The sequence below is a fragment of the Trabulsiella odontotermitis genome (genome assembly GCF_001188485.1).
Classification (GTDB): Bacteria; Pseudomonadota; Gammaproteobacteria; order Enterobacterales; family Enterobacteriaceae; genus Trabulsiella; species Trabulsiella odontotermitis_A.
In genome coordinates this window covers 1-18030 of record NZ_JNGH01000009.1, presented here as the reverse complement: position 1 = coordinate 18030, position 18030 = coordinate 1, and the positions used below count along the sequence as shown (strand labels likewise).

Sequence of the window (18030 nt, the reverse complement as noted above, 5' to 3'; positions counted from 1 at the left end):
GTAGGACACTGCCAGGCATTAATTACGTGAAGAGGCCATCCGGAAGGATGGCCTTTTTGCGTTTTTGTCCGTCAGAAAAAGGGCAACAGCCCTTACCGTTGTGGTTCCAACCATTTCAGAATAAACACAACGATCTCATTAATATTATTCAAATCCAGAACCGGAACCTGGAGCGATAGCGGGACATCGCTGGCCACGGCAATCACATGCTCATCCAGCATTAATTCTTCCGCATCGTGGCCGCAACCTTCCCTGAAAAGCGCAATTTTAGCCACTGGCTCATGCTTGAACCCCTCGACGAGCACCAGATCCAGCGTTGAAGCCTCCATTCTGCTGACAAGATAAGCAAGATCCAGCTCTGGCTCGTCCGGCGTTTCAGTCATCAGCGCCCAGCGTTGCGAACTGGCCACGATCGTTTGTGTGGCACCGGCTTTACGCAATTCATAACTGTCTTTGCCTGGCTTATCGACATCCATATCGTGATGAGTATGTTTTATCAGCCCGGGGCGTATACCAGCTGCACATAGCGCAGGAATGAGCTTTCTAAGCAGCGTGGTTTTCCCCGTTCCGCTCCAGGCCGCAATCGCAAGTAATGGGATCATGTACTCTCCTGCCAGCGGGCGAGATCTTCTGGTGTGTTCACATTCGCAAACGTCGCTTTGAACTGGCTAAAATCCACGCTGTGCCCGCCGGTTTCGCGCATAAAGACCATCACCCTACGATCGCCTCGCGTCAGATAGGCTTCTAAAGCTGGAATAACACGGCGGTGCATTAACGCGATAGTCGGATGATCGCGCTCGCCATCATGAACCCACACCACAGGCGCATCGCGGCGCTTATCCTGTAAATCCACGAACAATGTCTGCGGGATATAAGGGGTATCGCAAGGGCAAAACAGGAACCATTCACTGTCGTGGCATTGCTGCATCACCGAGAGCATTCCGGCTAACGGTCCGGGATAATTCGCCAGGCTGTCCCGGATTACTGGCAATCCAGTTTCCTGATAGGTTTCCAGATTACGGTTAGCGCTAATAACCACTGAGGCCACCTGCGGTGCCAGCGTGTCCGCAACATGCTTCCAGAGCGGTTTGCCGTTCAGCAGCAGCAAACCTTTATCCTGGCCGCCCATGCGCGACGCTTTTCCGCCTGCCAGCACCACCCCGGTCACCGGTCCTGATGTATTCACTAATATCGCCTCTTTTATTGTGGGATTGACCCTGTTACCGTGTCTTTCTCAAGAGTAAGGAGCACGACCATGAAATGTAAACGTCTGAACGAAGTTATTGAACTCCTCCAGCCAGCCTGGCAAAAAGAGCCCGAGCTGAATCTGATGCAATTTTTGCAGAAACTGGCGAAGGAGTCAGGTTATGACGGTGAACTGGCTGATTTATCCGATGACATTCTGATCTATCACCTGAAAATGCGCGACTCCAGCAAAGATGCCGTAATCCCCGGAATTCAAAAAGATTACGAAGAAGATTTCAAGACGGCGCTGCTACGCGCCCGCGGGGTTATTAAAGAGTAAAACCTTGTAAGCAGAGCCACCGAAATTGCTATGAAATGATATCCTGAATTATTCGTATCGTTTTCGGAATCAGGATGAACGACAAGGCTTTCACATTCCAGACACTCCACCCGGATACCATCATGGATGCGCTGTTTGAACAGGGGATTCGGGTGGATTCCGGTCTCACGCCGTTAAACAGTTATGAGAACCGTGTCTATCAATTTCAGGATGAAGATCGTCACCGCTACGTGGTGAAGTTTTATCGTCCTGAGCGCTGGTCCGCAGAACAAATTCTTGAAGAACACCAGTTCGCGCTGGAACTGCAGCAGGATGAAATACCCGTTGCCGCACCGCTTCTCTTTAATAATCAGAGCCTGCTGACGCATCAGGGTTTTTATTACGCTGTATTTCCCAGCCTCGGCGGGCGTCAGTTTGAATCGGATAATCTCGACCAGATGGAATGGGTGGGGCGTTATCTTGCGCGGATACATCAGACTGGCAGTAAAAAACGCTTCACGGCTCGCCCGGATATAGGCCTGAAGGAATATCTGATTGAGCCTCGGCAGATTTTCGAAACGGTGACCCTTATTCCCCGTAGTTTAAAAGCCGCTTTTCTCGCCGCAACGGATTCGCTCATTGATGCCGTCATGGCGCAGTGGCATGGTCGGTTTACTACCCTGCGTTTACATGGCGATTGCCATGCGGGAAATATTCTCTGGCGCGACGGTCCGTTATTTGTTGATCTTGACGATGCCCGCAACGGTCCGGCAATCCAGGATTTATGGATGCTACTGAACGGCGACAGAGCTGAACAGCGCATGCAGCTGGAAATGATTATTGAAGCGTATGAAGAATTTAACGCCTTCAATACTGATGAAATTGCCCTCATCGAACCTTTACGTGCCATGCGTATGGTCTACTATCTGGCATGGTTGATCAGGCGCTGGGACGATCCTGCCTTCCCCAGAAACTTTCCGTGGTTAACAGGAGAAGATTACTGGCGAAAGCAGACCGCAACTTTTCTTGAGCAGGTGAAGGTTCTGCAGGAACCCCCGCTTCAATTAACGCCAATGTATTAATTTGATATTTCAGGAGAGAGTGACATCATGAAAAAAATTTGGCTGGCGCTGGCTGGTATGATTCTGGCATTTAGCGCATCCGCAGCGCAGATCACCGACGGTAAGCAATACATTACCCTCGATAAGCCGGTTGCAGGAGAGCCTCAGGTGCTGGAGTTCTTCTCTTTCTACTGCCCGCACTGCTACCAGTTTGAGGAAGTGCTGCACGTTTCTGATACCGTGAAGAAAAAGCTGCCGGAAGGCACCAAAATGACTAAATATCACGTCGAATTCCTCGGACCGCTGGGTAAAGATCTGACCCAGGCATGGGCGGTGGCGCTGGCGCTGGGCGTTGAAGATAAAATCACGGCGCCGATGTTTGAAGCTGTCCAGAAAACCCAGACCGTACAAAGCGTCGCGGATATTCGTAAAGTCTTCGTTGATGCAGGCGTGAAAGGTGAAGAATATGACGCGGCATGGAACAGCTTTGTGGTGAAATCTCTGGTGGCTCAGCAGGAAAAAGCAGCGGCCGATCTCCAGTTGCAGGGTGTACCCGCGATGTTCGTTAACGGCAAATATCAGCTGAATCCGCAGGGCATGGATACCAGCAGCATGGATATTTTCGTTCAGCAGTATGCCGACGCAGTGAAACAACTGGTCGAGAAGAAATAAAAAAAGCGCCGGTCATTGACCGGCGTTTTTGTATGTCGATTTAATCGCTTCTATCTGAATATCTTTTTCATTCCACAGGGTATTCAGCCACAGCTGGAAACGGCGCTTAAAGTTTTTGTCGTTAACATAGTCACCGTGTAAATCATCCACAACCGGCTCCATAGTAATGCGCACGACAATCCGCGTTAACCGGCCGGAAATCATATCGAAGAAAGGCGTTTTATCATTTTCCGGATAGCACAGCGTGACGTTTAATAGCTTATCAAACTGCGAGCCCAGCACGTTCAGCGCCATGGCGATGCCGGCCGCTTTCGGCGGTAACAGATGCTTATACGGTGAGCGTGTCTGACGTTTTTTCTCTTCCGTAAAGCGGGAGCCTTCGACAAAATTCACAATCGTTGTAGGATGCGCGCGGAATTTCTCGCAAGAACGGCGCGTGGTTTCGACATCTTTTCCGCGACGTTCCGGGTGACGAATCAAATAGCTTCTGGAATAACGACGCATAAAGGGCATATCCAGCGCCCAGCACGCCAGTCCAATAAAAGGCACCCATGCCAGCTGTTGTTTCAGGAAGTACTTATTCATCGGAATATGTTTGCGGAACAGCACGCACAGCACCACGATATCGGCCCAGCTATGGTGGTTACAAATCAGCAGATACCAGTTTTTTTTATTCAGCCCTTCCAGCCCTTCGATATCCCATTTCAGCCACGGATTGAGATGCAATAGCATCGCCAGACCTTCACACCAGCAGTACATCATGAAATTGCAAAAGGCAGAGATTGAACGCCAGACGGCCGGAATGGGTAAAAGCAGTTTAATCATCCCGGCAAGGATGATCGGCACGGAGCACAGCACTGTGACCAGAATAGTAAGAATAACGCTAAACAGGAGCGTTACAAGAGCGAGTAATCTCGACATAGTTCATTATTTCAGATAGTTAGCCACACTACGTGCACTGAGTGCCGGCACAAGGGGCAGATTTTATCAGAAAATGCACACAAGGATGGGGCTTCGCGGGAGAGAAAAATAAATATTACTTATATCCACATGGAACAAATTGTCATCGTTTTGTTTTATAGCGGCTCGATCATATTATAATTTATTGAAATATTTGAGTTAATTTAATTTTTCGTGACGTTGTGACTATGGTTTTATTAGTCATCATAATTCTATACACAAACTTATCCACAGGGCTGTTTTGCGAGCGATCTTCTGGATCTGCAAAACTTCTCAACAAATACCGCGAAATATTCATGTTTTCTGCCTGTCTGTGGCATCCTTTAACCCTATTCTGAAAAACAGGCACGGAAATTATGGTTCAGATCCCTGAAAACCCACTCATCCTTGTTGATGGCTCTTCTTACCTCTACCGGGCGTATCATGCGTTTCCTCCGCTGACGAACAGTGCAGGCGAACCCACCGGGGCAATGTATGGTGTGCTGAACATGTTGCGCAGCCTGATCATGCAGTATCAACCTACCCATGCCGCGGTTGTTTTTGATGCGAAGGGCAAAACCTTCCGTGACGAACTGTTTGAACATTACAAATCGCATCGACCGCCAATGCCGGACGATCTGCGTGCGCAGATCGAACCACTTCATGCGATGGTAAAAGCGATGGGGTTACCGTTGATGGCGGTCTCCGGCGTTGAAGCGGATGACGTTATCGGCACCCTGGCGCGTGAAGCGGAAAAAGCGGGCCGCCCGGTGTTAATCAGCACCGGCGATAAAGACATGGCGCAGCTGGTGACGCCGGGCATTACGCTTATCAACACCATGACCAATACCATTCTCGGCCCTGAAGAGGTGGTCACGAAGTACGGCGTACCGCCGGAGCTGATTATCGATTTCCTCGCGCTGATGGGTGATTCCTCGGATAACATTCCTGGCGTGCCGGGCGTTGGCGAGAAAACCGCGCAGGCGCTGCTGCAGGGTTTAGGCGGTATGGATACGCTGTTTGCGGAGCCGGAAAAAATCGCCGGGCTGACCTTCCGCGGTGCGAAAACCATGGCGGCGAAGCTGCAACAGAATGAAGAGATGGCGCGTCTCTCTTATCAACTGGCGACCATCAAAACGGACGTTGAGCTGGAGCTGACCTGTGAACAACTGGAAGTGCAGCAGCCGATTGCCGATGAGCTGCTGAGCCTGTTCAGAAAATATGAATTCAAGCGCTGGACGGCAGACGTCGAAGCGGGCAAGTGGCTGCAGGCCAAAGGCGCAAAACCGGCGAATAAGCCGCAGGAAACGCTGGTTATCGAGGCAGAACCGGAGGCGCCGGTTTCCGCGCTGTCCGCCGAAAATTACGTCACTATTCTCGACGAAGAAACGCTCAACAGCTGGATTGAAAAGCTGAAAAAAGCGCCGCTGTTTGCTTTCGATACCGAGACCGACAGCCTGGACAATGTCAGCGCTAACATGGTCGGGCTTTCTTTTGCCATTGAACCTGGCGTTGCCGCGTATGTGCCGGTTGCCCATGATTATCTCGACGCGCCAGCGCAGATCCCACGCGAGCGGGTACTGGAATTACTAAAACCGCTGCTGGAAGATGAAAAGAGCCTGAAAGTCGGCCAGAACCTGAAGTACGACCGCGGGATCCTGCAAAACTACGGTATCGAGCTGCGCGGCATTGCGTTTGACACTATGCTGGAATCCTACACGCTGGACAGCGTTGCGGGTCGCCATGACATGGATAGCCTCTCCGATCGCTGGCTGAAACACAAAACCATCACCTTTGAAGAGATTGCCGGTAAGGGCAAAAATCAGCTCACCTTCAACCAGATCGCGCTGGAAGAAGCGGGGCGCTACGCCGCAGAAGACGCGGACGTCACTCTGCAACTGCACCTGAAAATGTGGCCAAAGCTACAACAGGACAAAGGCCCGCTGAACGTTTTCCAGCACATTGAAATGCCGCTGGTGCCGGTGCTGTCTCGCGTGGAACGCAACGGGGTTAAAATCGATCCTGTGGTGCTGCATAAGCATTCCGAAGAGATCGCCAAACGGCTGGTGGAGCTGGAGCAAAAAGCGCACGACATCGCTGGCGAACCGTTTAACCTCTCTTCCACCAAACAGCTGCAAACGATCCTGTTTGAGAAACAGGGCATTAAGCCGCTGAAGAAAACGCCTGGCGGCGCGCCGTCGACGTCGGAAGAGGTGCTGGAAGAGCTGGCGCTGGATTACCCGCTGCCAAAAGTGATTCTGGAATATCGCGGCCTGGCGAAGCTGAAATCCACCTACACCGACAAACTGCCGCTGATGATCAGCCCGAAAACCAGCCGCGTGCATACCTCCTATCATCAGGCGGTGACGGCCACCGGGCGTTTATCCTCTACCGATCCGAACCTGCAAAACATCCCGGTGCGCAATGACGAAGGGCGCCGGATCCGTCAGGCCTTTATTGCCCCGGACGATTACCTGATTGTCTCCGCCGACTATTCGCAGATTGAGCTGCGCATTATGGCGCACCTGTCGCGCGACAAAGGGCTGCTGAAGGCGTTTGCTGAGGGCAAAGACATTCACCGCGCAACAGCGGCGGAAGTGTTCGGTCTGCCGCTGGAGAGTGTGACTAACGAACAGCGTCGCAGCGCGAAAGCGATCAACTTTGGTTTGATCTACGGCATGAGCGCGTTTGGTTTGTCCCGCCAGCTGAATATCCCGCGCAAAGAGTCGCAGAAGTATATGGATCTCTACTTCGAACGTTATCCGGGCGTGCTCGAATATATGGAGCGCACTCGTGCACAGGCGAAAGAGAAAGGTTACGTTGAAACCCTGGAAGGCCGCCGCCTCTATCTGCCGGACATCAAATCCAGCAATGCGGCGCGTCGTGCCGGTGCAGAACGTGCTGCGATCAACGCCCCGATGCAGGGAACCGCGGCGGATATCATCAAACGTGCGATGATCGCGGTGGATGCCTGGTTGCAAAAAGAACAGCCGCGCGTGCGCATGATCATGCAGGTACACGATGAACTGGTGTTCGAAGTGCACAAAGATGAGCTGGAATCGGTCTCGAAGAAAATCCACGAGCTGATGGAGAACAGCACCACGCTGGATGTTCCGCTGCTGGTGGAAGTCGGTAGTGGCGAAAACTGGGATCAGGCTCACTAAATAGTCGGCCATGTGCGCGATTTTTTGTAACTTAGCAACATAACTTATCGCGTTTTGTGATGGTTATTAGAATTTGCTATGTAAACAGTGAAAAAAAACTACAAAAAGTGCTTTGTTACGCGCACAAAAAAGAGTAGAGTTACTCGCGTAGGGTACAGAGGTAAGATGTTCTATCTTTCAGACCTTTTACTTCACGTAATCGGATTTGGCTGAATATTTAGCCGCCCCAGTCACAAGTGACTGGGGCGTTTTTTATTGTGCCAAAGAAAAAGCGCGGGCAATGCCGCGCTTCGTTTTACTCTTCGGCCGCTTCAGCCGCCACTTCGGGTGGGATGTCGCTAAACCAGCTATCCAGTTTCTGCCGTAGCTTATCCACGCCCTGCTTTTTCAGGGAAGAGAACGCTTCCACCTGCACGTCGCCGTTAAAGGCAATCACTGCTTCGCGAACCAGATTGAGCTGCTTTTTCAGCGCGCCGCTGGCCAGTTTGTCAGATTTCGTCAGCAGAACCAGCACCGGAATGTTGCTGTCCACCGCCCACTCAATCATCTGCTGATCGAGATCTTTTAGCGGATGGCGGATGTCCATCAACACGACCAGACCTTTCAGGCACAGGCGTTTTTCCAGGTATTCACCCAGCGCGCGCTGCCATTTCCGCTTCATCTCTTCCGGCACCTGGGCGTAACCGTAGCCCGGCAGGTCAACCAGACGTTTGCCTTCCGCCGTTTCAAACAGGTTGATCAGCTGCGTACGGCCAGGCGTTTTTGAAGTACGCGCCAGGTTTTTCTGATTGGTCAGTGTATTCAGGGCACTGGATTTACCCGCGTTGGAGCGGCCTGCAAACGCCACTTCGATCCCGGTATCTTCCGGTAAGTGGCGAATATCTGGCGCGCTGGTAACAAANCTCCGTTAATTCATGTTATGGCGGGGATTATACCTGAACCTGGGGAAAACGCTGTTTTTCCCGTGATCAAGGTGGCGGAAACCGCCCATGCCGCTGTGAGATTATTGCCCGTGTTGCTGACAGAAATCTAAGAAAACCCTTAGGGGCTTAAAACGTAGTACCTATTTAAATCAATGGGTTAAAGGTGAGAGAAAATCCGAAAAAACGGATTTGGCTATTTTTTGACTTGTTAGTTTCCCGGAACACGGTAAAGTAGCTGTCAACGGAGAGGAAGCCGTGGGATTACAGACTCAGGACGAGGGTCAGGAGCGCCAGGAGGCGAAGACGAAAGGATTGTCAGGAAGACAAGCGTCCGGAGACGTTAGTGTAAGGAAAAGGAACAAAAACAAGGAACGTTCACGCTAAGGGAAAGACAGGGTGCGTCGTTAGCAGACACGGAATGTGAAACCCATATGGGTTGTGAGTCAAGAAAAAGGCGGCAGATTACTCTGTCGCCTTTTTTCTTTGTGCGGATTCTGCTAGATTCCGCCTCAATTCTATACTGAAGAAAACCGCTTAAGACCCACAATCATGAAAAAACCGACATCCGCACCGCGCGCGAAAGCTCCGGCTAAAAACCGTCGTAAAACGCGTGAAGAAATGAATCAGGAAGCCCGCGATCGTAAACGCGAGAAAAAACACCGCGGCCACGCCCCGGGCAGCCGTGCGAGTGGCGGGGCTGATGCGTCATCATCGAAAAATCAACAGCAGCAAAAAGATCCACGAATTGGCAGCAAAAAACCTATCGCGCTGGGCGTAACCGACGCGCCAGTGACCAAGAAGCAGCACAAACCACAGAGCGAGAAACCTATGCTTTCACCGCAGGCTGAGCTGGATATGCTGGAAACTGATGAGCGCCTGGACGCGCTGCTGGAACGTCTGGAAGAGGGCGAAACCCTGAATGCTGAAGAGCAGTCCTGGGTGGATGCCAAACTGGATCGTATTGATGAACTGATGCAGCAACTGGGTCTGTCCTACGATGACGACGAGGATGAGGACGAAGACGACGGCAAAGAAGATATGATGCGTTTGTTGAAAGGCGGAAACTAACATTTGCATCCGGTCGGTCTGACTGTCCTGCTTATAACCCTTCCGGTTATATGTTATCTGGCGTGGTTATTCGTTAAACTACGAAGGTTGTCGCAGCAGCAAAACTGGCTGCGCAATCGGCTTCTGAACCGTCATTCGGGCAGAGCGGTGCGTCGTACCCGCCAGCGACACCATCGGAAGGAGTGAGCATGTCTGAGCAGCAAATCGACTGGGATCTGGCCCTGATCCAGAAATACAACTATTCCGGGCCGCGCTATACGTCGTACCCGACCGCGCTGGAGTTTAATGAAAACTTCGGTGCGGACGACTTTTTACAGGCGGTCACGAAATACCCTGACCGCCCGCTTTCGTTGTACGTTCATATCCCGTTCTGCCACAAGCTCTGCTATTTCTGCGGCTGTAACAAGATAGTGACCCGCCAGCAGCATAAGGCCGATCAATACCTCGATGCGCTGGAGCAGGAAATCCGCCATCGCGCGCCGCTGTTTGCCGGGCGCCACGTCAGCCAGCTTCACTGGGGCGGCGGCACGCCGACTTATCTCAACAAGGCGCAAATCAGCCGCCTGATGGGGCTGTTGCGTACCCATTTCCAGTTTAATACTGACGCCGAAATTTCTATCGAAGTGGATCCGCGTGAGATTGAACTGGATGTGCTCGATCACCTTCGTGCAGAGGGCTTCAACCGCCTGAGCATGGGCGTGCAGGATTTTAATAAAGAAGTCCAGCGTCTGGTCAACCGCGAGCAGGATGAGGATTTTATCTTTGCGCTGCTGAACCATGCACGCGAGATTGGCTTCACCTCTACGAACATTGACCTGATTTATGGTTTACCGAGGCAGACGCCGGAAAGCTTTGCCTTCACGCTGAATCGCGTGGCGGAACTGAATCCCGATCGTCTGAGCGTCTTTAACTATGCGCATCTGCCGACGCTGTTCGCCGCGCAGCGTAAAATCAAAGATGCCGATCTCCCCTCTGCACAGCAAAAACTGGATATTCTGCAGGAAACCATCGCCTCGCTGACCCACGCGGGCTATCAGTTTATTGGCATGGATCACTTTGCTCGCCCGGATGATGAACTGGCGGTGGCGCAGCGCAATGGCGTTCTGCACCGTAATTTCCAGGGCTATACTACGCAGGGCGATACCGATCTGCTGGGCATGGGCGTGTCCGCCATCAGCATGATTGGCGACTGCTATGCGCAGAATCAGAAAGAGCTGAAGCACTATTACCAGCGGGTGGATGAAATCGGTCATGCACTGTGGCGTGGGATTGCGTTAACGGAAGATGACTGCATTCGTCGCGACGTGATCAAGGCGCTGATCTGTAATTTCCGGCTCGATTTTTCTGCCGTTGAGCAGCAGTGGGATCTGGATTTCGAGGATTACTTTGCGGAAGATTTGAAACTGCTTGCACCGCTGGCGAAAGACGGGCTGGTGGATGTCGATACGCATGGCATTCAGGTGACGCCAAAAGGGCGCCTGCTCATTCGCAATATCTGCATGTGCTTTGACGCGTATTTGCGTCAGAAAGCGCGCCTGCAGCAGTTCTCGCGCGTTATATAAGCTTTTGAGGCCCGGGAACGGGCCTCAAACTAGCTAAACAGCCCGACCAGTGCCGCACAGAGCACCGCGGCCACCGCCGTTTGTGGCGTATGGCTGTCGACTGCGCCGCTCGACACCAGATTGATCAATGATTCAAGCATGATTACCCCCTGCGTTGCCGCGCAAGATCATACCCAACTCATCGGAACAGTAAAGCGCAAAATAACCGCACTTTGCGCCAGGCCGCGGATCTTTACATTGTGCTGGCCAATCATTCCATTCCCAGCTCTTTGAGTTTGCGTGTCAGGGTATTGCGCCCCCAGCCTAACAGGCGGGCAGCCTCCTGTTTATGCCCCTGCGTGTGGCGCAGCGCCGTGGTTAACAGCGTGCGTTCCATTTCGGGTTGCGCTTCAGACAGCAGGTTTTGATGACCGGAACGCAGCGCCCGGTCAGCCCACTGTGCCAGCAGTGTGGCCCAGCTGTCGGTTAACGCATGCGTCGGGCTGTCCGGCACGGTGGTTTCGAACAGCTCGCCAGGCAGATCCTGAATCAGAACTTCCTGACCGGCGGCCATGACCGTCAGCCAGCGGCAGGTATTCTCTAACTGGCGAACGTTGCCTGGCCAGGCGAGACGCGTCAGCGCGGCTTCGGTTTCCGGGTGTAACTGTTTGGCTTCAACGCCCAGTTCACGTGCGGCGATCTGCAGGAAGTGGCGCGCCAGGCGCGGAATGTCTTCCCGGCGTTCGCGCAGCGGCGGCAAATGTACCCGAATAACGTTCAGACGGTGGAACAGATCTTCACGGAATTTGCCTTCCTGAACGCGCAGCTCCAGGTTCTGATGCGTGGCGGCAATAATACGAACGTCCACTTTCACCGGCGCATAACCGCCGACGCGGTAAAACTGCCCGTCGGCCAGCACACGCAGCAGGCGCGTCTGCACATCCAGCGGCATATCGCCGATTTCATCAAGGAACAGCGTGCCGCCGTCGGCCTGCTCGAAACGGCCCTGGCGCACGGTATTGGCGCCGGTAAAAGCCCCTTTCTCATGACCAAACAGCTCGGACTCAATGAGATCTTTCGGGATGGCCGCCATGTTCAACGCAATAAAAGGCGATTTGGAGCGTGGGCTATGGCGGTGCAGGGCATGAGCCACCAGCTCTTTACCGGTGCCGGACTCCCCATTAATCAGCACGCTGATAGACGAGCGCGACAGGCGACCAATAATGCGGAACACGTCCTGCATGGCAGGCGCTTCACCGATGATATCGGTGGTCGGGCCGTTGACCTGCACATTGCGCGGCTGCTGCTGTTCCTGATAGTGGCTGATGGCACGTTCAACCAGCGCAACGGCTTCATCAATATCAAACGGTTTGGGTAAGTAATCGAACGCCCCTTGCTGGTAAGCGCTCACGGCGGCATCCAGATCGGAATGGGCGGTCATTATGATGACCGGCAGCATCGGGTGGCGCTGTTTGATCTGCTTGAGTAGCGCGAGTCCGTCCATTCCCGGCATGCGGATATCCGACAAGAGCACATCCGGGGTTTTCGTCGTCAGCGCGTTAAGCACCTCATTGCCGCTTTCAAAGGAGGTACACGTCAAACCTGCACCCGTGAGCGCGCGTTCCAGCACCCAGCGGATAGAGCTATCGTCGTCAACGATCCAGGCAATCCCTCGTTGCATAAACTAACCCCTCTATTTCCGAATTGGCAGGTAAACCGAAAACTCGGTATGGCCCGGCCAACTGGTAAATTCAATTTTGCCGGAGTGTTGATCAATTAAGTTACGGGCGATAGACAATCCCAGGCCCGTTCCACCTTCGCGACCGCTAACCATCGGATAAAACAGCGTATCCTGCAGATACGAGGGAATACCGGGGCCGTTATCTTCCACATCAATGCGCGCCGCCAGCCGGTAGCGTTCACCGTGAAGGGTGAACTGGAACGCCGTGCGGGAACGCAGAATAATTTCGCCCCCGGTCGGTCCCAGCGCCTGCAGCGCATTGCGGACAATATTCAGCAATACCTGCTCAATCTGATCGGGATCGTGGGGAAATTCCGGCAGGCTCGGATCGTAATCGCGCACCAGCTGGACGTTATCCGGCAGTTCCATCGACACCAGATTTACCACCCGTTCCGCCACTTTATGAATGCTGTCCGTCACGTGCATACCGGGCTGTTGCGGCCCCAGCAGGCGATCCACCAGATTACGTAACCGGTCCGCCTGCTCGATAATGACCTGCGTATATTCCGTCAGCGACGGATCGGGCAGGGCTTTACTGAGCAACTGCGCTGCGCCGCGTAAGCCACCTAACGGATTTTTGATTTCGTGCGCCAGACCACGAACCAGATCGCGCGCGGCCACCTGCTGCGCATGCTGAAGCTGCTCCTGGCTCAGGCGACGCTGATTATCCATCGGCGACATTTCCAGCAGGATGTAGCCATCAGGCAAACGCTGAGCGGTTAAAGAGAGCACATGCGAGCGACCGTCGATCACCAGCGTGACTTCGTTATCCGTAAACCCCTGACCCGCCTGTAGACTTTCCTGCATCAGATGGATATTCAGTGAGAACCAGGTCAGCAGTTCCGGCAACGGTGTGCCAAAGAGCTTGCGTGAGCTTTGGGCCAGCAGCTGCTGCGCCGCCGGGTTGGCGTAGTGAATCGCCAGATCGTCATCCACCAGCAATATGCTGTTGATTAACGAATTAAGGATCTGCCCAGCATCGGGCAGCATGCCTGTTGCCATTCAGCAGTCCTCCAGGAGTTTGCACCATTTTAGTGCAGTATAGCGTTTAATGGATAAAAAGCGCGTGATATCAGCTCGTTGGTGGTGAAAAAAGCCCATCCGGAGATGGGCTAAAAGTTTCCACGGCAACTAAAATCCTCTGTGTCTTTCGCGTCACAACGCAAAAGACATCGGATTTTTAAGATACTTAAACGCTGTAATACAGTTCAAACTCAACCGGGTGCGGCGTCATGCGAACGCGGTCGTTTTCTTCAATACGCAGCGCGATGTAGGCATCGATAGCTTCGTCGGTGAATACGCCGCCCGCTGTCAGGAACTCACGGTCTGCATTCAGTTCGTTCAGCGCTTCTTCCAGAGAGCCAGCAACCTGTGGGATCTCTTTCGCCTCTTCCGGCGGCAGGTCATACAGGTTTTTATCCATGGCTTCGCCCGGATGGATTTTGTTCTTGATACCGTCAAGGCCGGCCATCAGCAGTGCAGCGAAGCACAGGTACGGGTTAGCCGCCGGGTCCGGGAAACGCACTTCAATACGACGCGCTTTCGGGCTGGCCACCACCGGAATACGGATGGATGCAGAACGGTTACGAGCAGAGTAGGCCAGCATAACCGGAGCTTCATAACCCGGGACCAGACGCTTATAAGAGTTGGTGGTCGGGTTAGACAGGGCGTTGATGGCTTTCGCATGTTTGATTACGCCGCCGATGTAGTACAGCGCGGTTTCAGACAGGCCAGCGTATTTGTCGCCAGAGAACAGGTTGGTGCCGTTCTTCGACAGGGACATGTGGCAGTGCATACCGGAGCCGTTATCGCCAAACATTGGTTTTGGCATAAAGGTCGCGGTTTTGCCGAAACGGTGTGCGACGTTGTGCACAACGTATTTGTAGATCTGAATTTCGTCCGCTTTTTTGGTCATGGTGTTGAAGCGGGTTGCCACTTCGTTCTGACCCGCGGTCGCCACTTCGTGGTGATGCGCTTCAACCACCAGGCCCATCTCTTCCATCACCATACACATGGTGGAACGGATGTCCTGCGCAGAATCGACTGGCGGAACCGGGAAGTAACCGCCTTTCACGGCCGGACGGTGACCTTTGTTACCACCTTCATATTTGGTGGAAGAGTTCCAGGCGCCTTCGATATCATCGATAGACACATGAGAACCGGAGATAGAGCTGCCGAAACGAACGTCGTCGAACAGGAAGAATTCCGGTTCTGGCCCGAACAGTACGGTGTCCGCGATGCCGGTAGAACGCAAGTACTCTTCAGCGCGCTTGGCAATGGAACGCGGGTCGCGATCGTAACCCTGCAGCGTGCCTGGCTCGAGGATATCGCAACGGATGATCAGCGTCGGTTCTTCGTAGAACGGGTCAATGACCGCCGTGGTGTGGTCAGGCATCAGCACCATGTCGGATTCGTTAATGCCTTTCCAGCCGCCAATCGAGGAGCCGTCAAACATTTTGCCTTCTTCGAAGAATTCAGCATTTACCTGATGAGCAGGAATGGTGACGTGCTGTTCTTTACCTTTGGTATCGGTGAAGCGCAGATCGACAAACTTCACTTCATGCTCGTTCAGCATCGTCAATACATGTTCAGCGGACATACTTAAACTCTCCCGGATTGGTCATTGTCGTCGTAGTAACGAACTACATAACACTGCGTCTAAATGGCGTTGTTGCCGTAAAATTATCAAAGCGAAATCTGTGCCAACTTTTAAATACCCCCCAAAAGGCTGTATCATGCGCACCACAGTGCAAAAGGGTTGCACCATGACAGTTGGTTTGCACCAGTATAGTGCTTCAATGTGAACATTAAGCACCATATTGGTGCAATTTACGTTTTAAAGCCCTTTTTCTACTCCGTGAAAGCGATCACAAAGCAACTCTGCAATACTTGTTTGCGGAGGATGTTTGTGATCCTGTTTAGTCCTTCGATTAATACGTGTACAATAACGCGCTATTTCTAATGCCTGAGGCAAAGTTGTGATCGAAAATCTGCGTAACATCGCCATCATTGCGCACGTTGACCATGGTAAAACGACCCTGGTTGACAAGCTGCTGCAGCAATCCGGTACGTTCGACGAACGTGCTGAGACACAAGAGCGTGTGATGGACTCCAACGATTTGGAGAAAGAGCGTGGGATTACCATCCTCGCGAAAAACACCGCAATCAAATGGAATGATTACCGTATCAACATCGTTGATACCCCCGGGCACGCCGACTTCGGAGGTGAAGTTGAGCGTGTTATGTCCATGGTTGACTCTGTGCTGCTGGTGGTTGACGCTTTTGACGGCCCGATGCCGCAAACGCGCTTCGTGACCAAAAAAGCCTTTGCCCATGGCCTGAAACCGATCGTCGTTATCAACAAAGTTGACCGTCCTGGCGCGCGTCCTGACTGGGTTGTGGATCAGGTATTCGACCTGTTCGTAAACCTCGACGCGACTGACGAGCAGCTGGATTTCCCTATCGTTTACGCGTCTGCGCTGAACGGTGTCGCCGGTCTGGATCACGAAGACATGGCGGAAGACATGACCCCGCTGTATCAGGCGATTGTTGATCACGTACCGTCACCGAACGTTGACCTTGATGGTCCGTTCCAGATGCAAATCTCCCAGCTTGATTACAACAACTATGTGGGTGTTATCGGCATTGGGCGTATTAAGCGCGGTAAAGTGAAGCCGAACCAGCAGGTCACTATCATTGATAGCGAAGGCAAAACCCGTAACGGTAAAGTCGGTAAAGTGCTGGGCCACCTGGGTCTGGAACGTATCGAAACCGACGTGGCGGAAGCAGGCGATATCATTGCGATCACCGGCCTTGGTGAACTGAACATCTCCGACACCATCTGCGACACGCAGGCGGTTGAAGCACTGCCGGCGCTGTCCGTTGATGAACCGACCGTTTCTATGTTCTTCTGCGTAAACACCTCGCCGTTCTGCGGTAAAGAAGGTAAATACGTCACGTCCCGTCAGATTCTGGACCGTCTGAACAAAGAGCTGGTGCACAACGTTGCGCTGCGTGTTGAAGAAACCGAAGACGCTGATGCGTTCCGCGTTTCCGGCCGTGGTGAACTGCACCTGTCCGTTCTGATTGAAAACATGCGTCGTGAAGGTTTCGAACTGGCGGTATCCCGTCCGAAAGTTATCTTCCGCGAAATCGATGGCCGTCGTCAGGAACCGTTCGAAAACGTCACCCTGGACGTTGAAGAGCAGCATCAGGGTTCTGTGATGCAGGCGCTCGGTGAGCGTAAAGGCGACCTGAAAAACATGAATCCGGATGGCAAAGGCCGCGTACGTCTCGACTACGTGATCCCAAGCCGTGGCCTGATCGGCTTCCGTTCTGAGTTCATGACCATGACCTCCGGTACCGGTCTGCTGTACTCCACCTTCAGCCACTACGATGATATTCGTGCGGGCGATGTGGGCCAGCGCCAGAACGGCGTACTGATCTCCAACGGTCAGGGTAAAGCGGTTGCGTTTGCGCTGTTCGGTCTGCAGGATCGCGGTAAGCTGTTCCTGGGTCACGGTGCAGAAGTGTACGAAGGCCAGATCATCGGTATTCACAGCCGTTCTAACGACCTGACTGTGAACTGCCTGACCGGTAAGAAACTGACCAACATGCGTGCGTCAGGGACTGACGAAGCCACAGTGCTGGTGCCGCCAATCAAAATGACGCTCGAGCAGGCGCTGGAGTTCATTGATGATGACGAACTGGTAGAAGTCACCCCGACCTCTATCCGTATCCGTAAACGTCATCTGACGGAAAACGATCGTCGCCGTGCTAACCGTGGCGCGAAAGAAGAGTAATTAACGACTCTCAGACATAAAAAAACCCCAGACAGTGACCTGTCTGGGGTTTTTCTTTTCGCGGTTAAGCGGTTATCAGAAGCTGTATTTCACACCCAGCATACCCTGAGTATTGCTGTAGCTCTTCTCACCAACCTGCTGAGCCACGTTACCCCACATCGTCAGACGCGGTGTAATCTGCCCTTCCACACCGATTTTCAGTTCACCGATGTTCTTCGCACCGCGCATATCGACACTCACGTCATCCATCCGTACGCTCTGATCCTGCGTGTTATGGATCCAGTTCGCTTCGATGAACGGCTGGAAGCCGCGCGCATTTTCCACACCTTCCGGCTGCTTGCTGTTCATCTGTGCTCTTACACCCAGACGCGTCAGCAAATTACCGTCGGTTTCGTCCTTGATGCGAGTACCGTTTTTCTCACGGTGATCGTCAGCCTGTACGTCCATCCACACCAGCTGTGCTTTCGGCTGGATCCAGTAGTTGAAGTTTTCACTTTCACCGACGTTGAATGTGTAACCCGCTTCAACAGAGGCGGTGAGACCGCTTGAATCATACTCTTCGGTCGGTCTGGCCTGACCCGTTACCTTGTTATTAAACCAGTTATACAGCGCCCA

General features: G+C 52.9%; 16 protein-coding genes and 1 pseudogene. 8 read left to right on the top strand and 9 right to left on the bottom strand.

All coding sequences use genetic code 11. The annotated features are described in order from the left end of the window. Positions 1 to 92 precede the first annotated feature (92 nt). The gene (gene mobB, locus GM30_RS00765; protein ID WP_049847102.1) at positions 93 to 602 is read right to left on the bottom strand and encodes a molybdopterin-guanine dinucleotide biosynthesis protein MobB; all 510 of its coding nucleotides are present in this window, start codon (positions 600 to 602) and stop codon (positions 93 to 95) included. After that, complete coding sequence (mobA, locus tag GM30_RS00760) at positions 599 to 1186, bottom strand: molybdenum cofactor guanylyltransferase MobA (protein ID WP_072091856.1); 588 nt, start codon at positions 1184 to 1186, stop codon at positions 599 to 601. The genes mobB and mobA overlap by 4 nt, the downstream gene beginning before the upstream one ends. Positions 1187 to 1255: 69 nt before the next feature. Between mobA and GM30_RS00755 the strand changes: the two genes are divergently transcribed. From GM30_RS00755 to dsbA, 3 genes are all read left to right on the top strand, one after another. After that, positions 1256 to 1525 (top strand): YihD family protein, encoded by a 270-nt coding sequence (locus tag GM30_RS00755; RefSeq protein WP_038161419.1) that lies wholly within the window; start codon positions 1256 to 1258, stop codon positions 1523 to 1525. 74 nt (positions 1526 to 1599) lie between these two features. Next, positions 1600 to 2586 carry a serine/threonine protein kinase gene (locus GM30_RS00750; protein WP_049847101.1) on the top strand — a complete coding sequence of 329 codons (987 nt, stop codon included), beginning with the start codon at positions 1600 to 1602 and terminating at the stop codon, positions 2584 to 2586. A gap of 27 nt (positions 2587 to 2613) precedes the next feature. After that, a complete protein-coding gene (gene dsbA, locus GM30_RS00745; RefSeq protein WP_049847100.1) occupies positions 2614 to 3237 on the top strand; it encodes a thiol:disulfide interchange protein DsbA in 624 nt (207 codons plus the stop codon). Between the two features lie 12 nt (positions 3238 to 3249). Here the strand turns inward: dsbA and GM30_RS00740 are convergent, their stop codons facing one another. Then, positions 3250 to 4158, bottom strand: coding sequence for an acyltransferase (locus tag GM30_RS00740; protein WP_049847099.1), 909 nt, complete (start codon positions 4156 to 4158; stop codon positions 3250 to 3252). Between the two features lie 395 nt (positions 4159 to 4553). On the opposite strand from GM30_RS00740, the gene polA reads away from it, so the two are divergent. Next, a complete protein-coding gene (gene polA / locus GM30_RS00735; protein WP_049847098.1) occupies positions 4554 to 7340 on the top strand; it encodes a DNA polymerase I in 2787 nt (928 codons plus the stop codon). Positions 7341 to 7505: 165 nt separating this feature from the next. After that, positions 7506 to 7553: a small protein SpfP gene (gene spfP / locus GM30_RS28120; RefSeq protein WP_071892919.1), complete on the top strand. Its 48-nt coding sequence runs from the start codon at positions 7506 to 7508 to the stop codon at positions 7551 to 7553. 82 nt (positions 7554 to 7635) lie between these two features. On the opposite strand, the pseudogene yihA reads toward spfP, so the two are convergent. After that, positions 7636 to 8241: pseudogene (gene yihA / locus GM30_RS00730) on the bottom strand (ribosome biogenesis GTP-binding protein YihA/YsxC); the annotation flags it as partial. A 571-nt stretch (positions 8242 to 8812) separates the two neighbouring features. Between yihA and yihI the strand changes: the two are divergent. Together yihI and hemN are read left to right on the top strand one after the other, a co-directional pair. After that, positions 8813 to 9331, top strand: a complete 519-nt coding sequence (yihI, locus tag GM30_RS00725) for a Der GTPase-activating protein YihI (RefSeq protein WP_049847096.1) — start codon at positions 8813 to 8815, stop codon at positions 9329 to 9331. A gap of 188 nt (positions 9332 to 9519) precedes the next feature. Further along, positions 9520 to 10893, top strand: a complete 1374-nt coding sequence (hemN, locus tag GM30_RS00720) for an oxygen-independent coproporphyrinogen III oxidase (RefSeq protein ID WP_049847095.1) — start codon at positions 9520 to 9522, stop codon at positions 10891 to 10893. 29 nt (positions 10894 to 10922) lie between these two features. Here hemN and GM30_RS25845 read toward each other — a convergent pair whose 3' ends face one another. The 4 genes from GM30_RS25845 to glnA form a co-directional block, all read right to left on the bottom strand. Beyond that, positions 10923 to 11033, bottom strand: coding sequence for a YshB family small membrane protein (locus GM30_RS25845; protein WP_096753919.1), 111 nt, complete (start codon positions 11031 to 11033; stop codon positions 10923 to 10925). Positions 11034 to 11143: 110 nt separating this feature from the next. Continuing rightward, complete coding sequence (gene glnG, locus GM30_RS00715; RefSeq protein ID WP_049847094.1) at positions 11144 to 12553, bottom strand: nitrogen regulation protein NR(I); 1410 nt, start codon at positions 12551 to 12553, stop codon at positions 11144 to 11146. Between the two features lie 12 nt (positions 12554 to 12565). Next, positions 12566 to 13615, bottom strand: coding sequence for a nitrogen regulation protein NR(II) (gene glnL, locus GM30_RS00710; protein WP_049847093.1), 1050 nt, complete (start codon positions 13613 to 13615; stop codon positions 12566 to 12568). A gap of 187 nt (positions 13616 to 13802) precedes the next feature. Further along, a complete protein-coding gene (gene glnA, locus GM30_RS00705) occupies positions 13803 to 15212 on the bottom strand; it encodes a glutamate--ammonia ligase (protein WP_049847092.1) in 1410 nt (469 codons plus the stop codon). A 379-nt stretch (positions 15213 to 15591) separates the two neighbouring features. On the opposite strand from glnA, the gene typA reads away from it, so the two are divergent. After that, entirely contained in the window at positions 15592 to 17415 is a 1824-nt protein-coding gene (gene typA / locus GM30_RS00700; protein WP_049847091.1) for a ribosome-dependent GTPase TypA, read from the top strand. A gap of 75 nt (positions 17416 to 17490) precedes the next feature. Here typA and GM30_RS00695 read toward each other — a convergent pair. Beyond that, on the bottom strand, positions 17491 to 18030 hold a 540-nt coding region (locus GM30_RS00695; protein WP_155483883.1), incomplete at its 5' end, for an autotransporter outer membrane beta-barrel domain-containing protein.

Excerpts from the sequence above, each read along its gene's own strand:
- GM30_RS25845 (WP_096753919.1), bottom strand. The coding sequence starts at position 11,033 with ATGCTTGAATCATTGATCAATCTGGTGTCGAGCGGCGCAGTCGACAGC.
- mobB (WP_049847102.1), bottom strand. The coding sequence starts at position 602 with ATGATCCCATTACTTGCGATTGCGGCCTGGAGCGGAACGGGGAAAACC.
- hemN (WP_049847095.1), top strand. The coding sequence starts at position 9,520 with ATGTCTGAGCAGCAAATCGACTGGGATCTGGCCCTGATCCAGAAATAC.
- GM30_RS00740 (WP_049847099.1), bottom strand. The coding sequence starts at position 4,158 with ATGTCGAGATTACTCGCTCTTGTAACGCTCCTGTTTAGCGTTATTCTT.
- dsbA (WP_049847100.1), top strand. The coding sequence starts at position 2,614 with ATGAAAAAAATTTGGCTGGCGCTGGCTGGTATGATTCTGGCATTTAGC.
- glnG (WP_049847094.1), bottom strand. The coding sequence starts at position 12,553 with ATGCAACGAGGGATTGCCTGGATCGTTGACGACGATAGCTCTATCCGC.
- glnA (WP_049847092.1), bottom strand. The coding sequence starts at position 15,212 with ATGTCCGCTGAACATGTATTGACGATGCTGAACGAGCATGAAGTGAAG.
- GM30_RS00750 (WP_049847101.1), top strand. The coding sequence starts at position 1,600 with ATGAACGACAAGGCTTTCACATTCCAGACACTCCACCCGGATACCATC.
- polA (WP_049847098.1), top strand. The coding sequence starts at position 4,554 with ATGGTTCAGATCCCTGAAAACCCACTCATCCTTGTTGATGGCTCTTCT.
- GM30_RS00755 (WP_038161419.1), top strand. The coding sequence starts at position 1,256 with ATGAAATGTAAACGTCTGAACGAAGTTATTGAACTCCTCCAGCCAGCC.
- yihI (WP_049847096.1), top strand. The coding sequence starts at position 8,813 with ATGAAAAAACCGACATCCGCACCGCGCGCGAAAGCTCCGGCTAAAAAC.
- glnL (WP_049847093.1), bottom strand. The coding sequence starts at position 13,615 with ATGGCAACAGGCATGCTGCCCGATGCTGGGCAGATCCTTAATTCGTTA.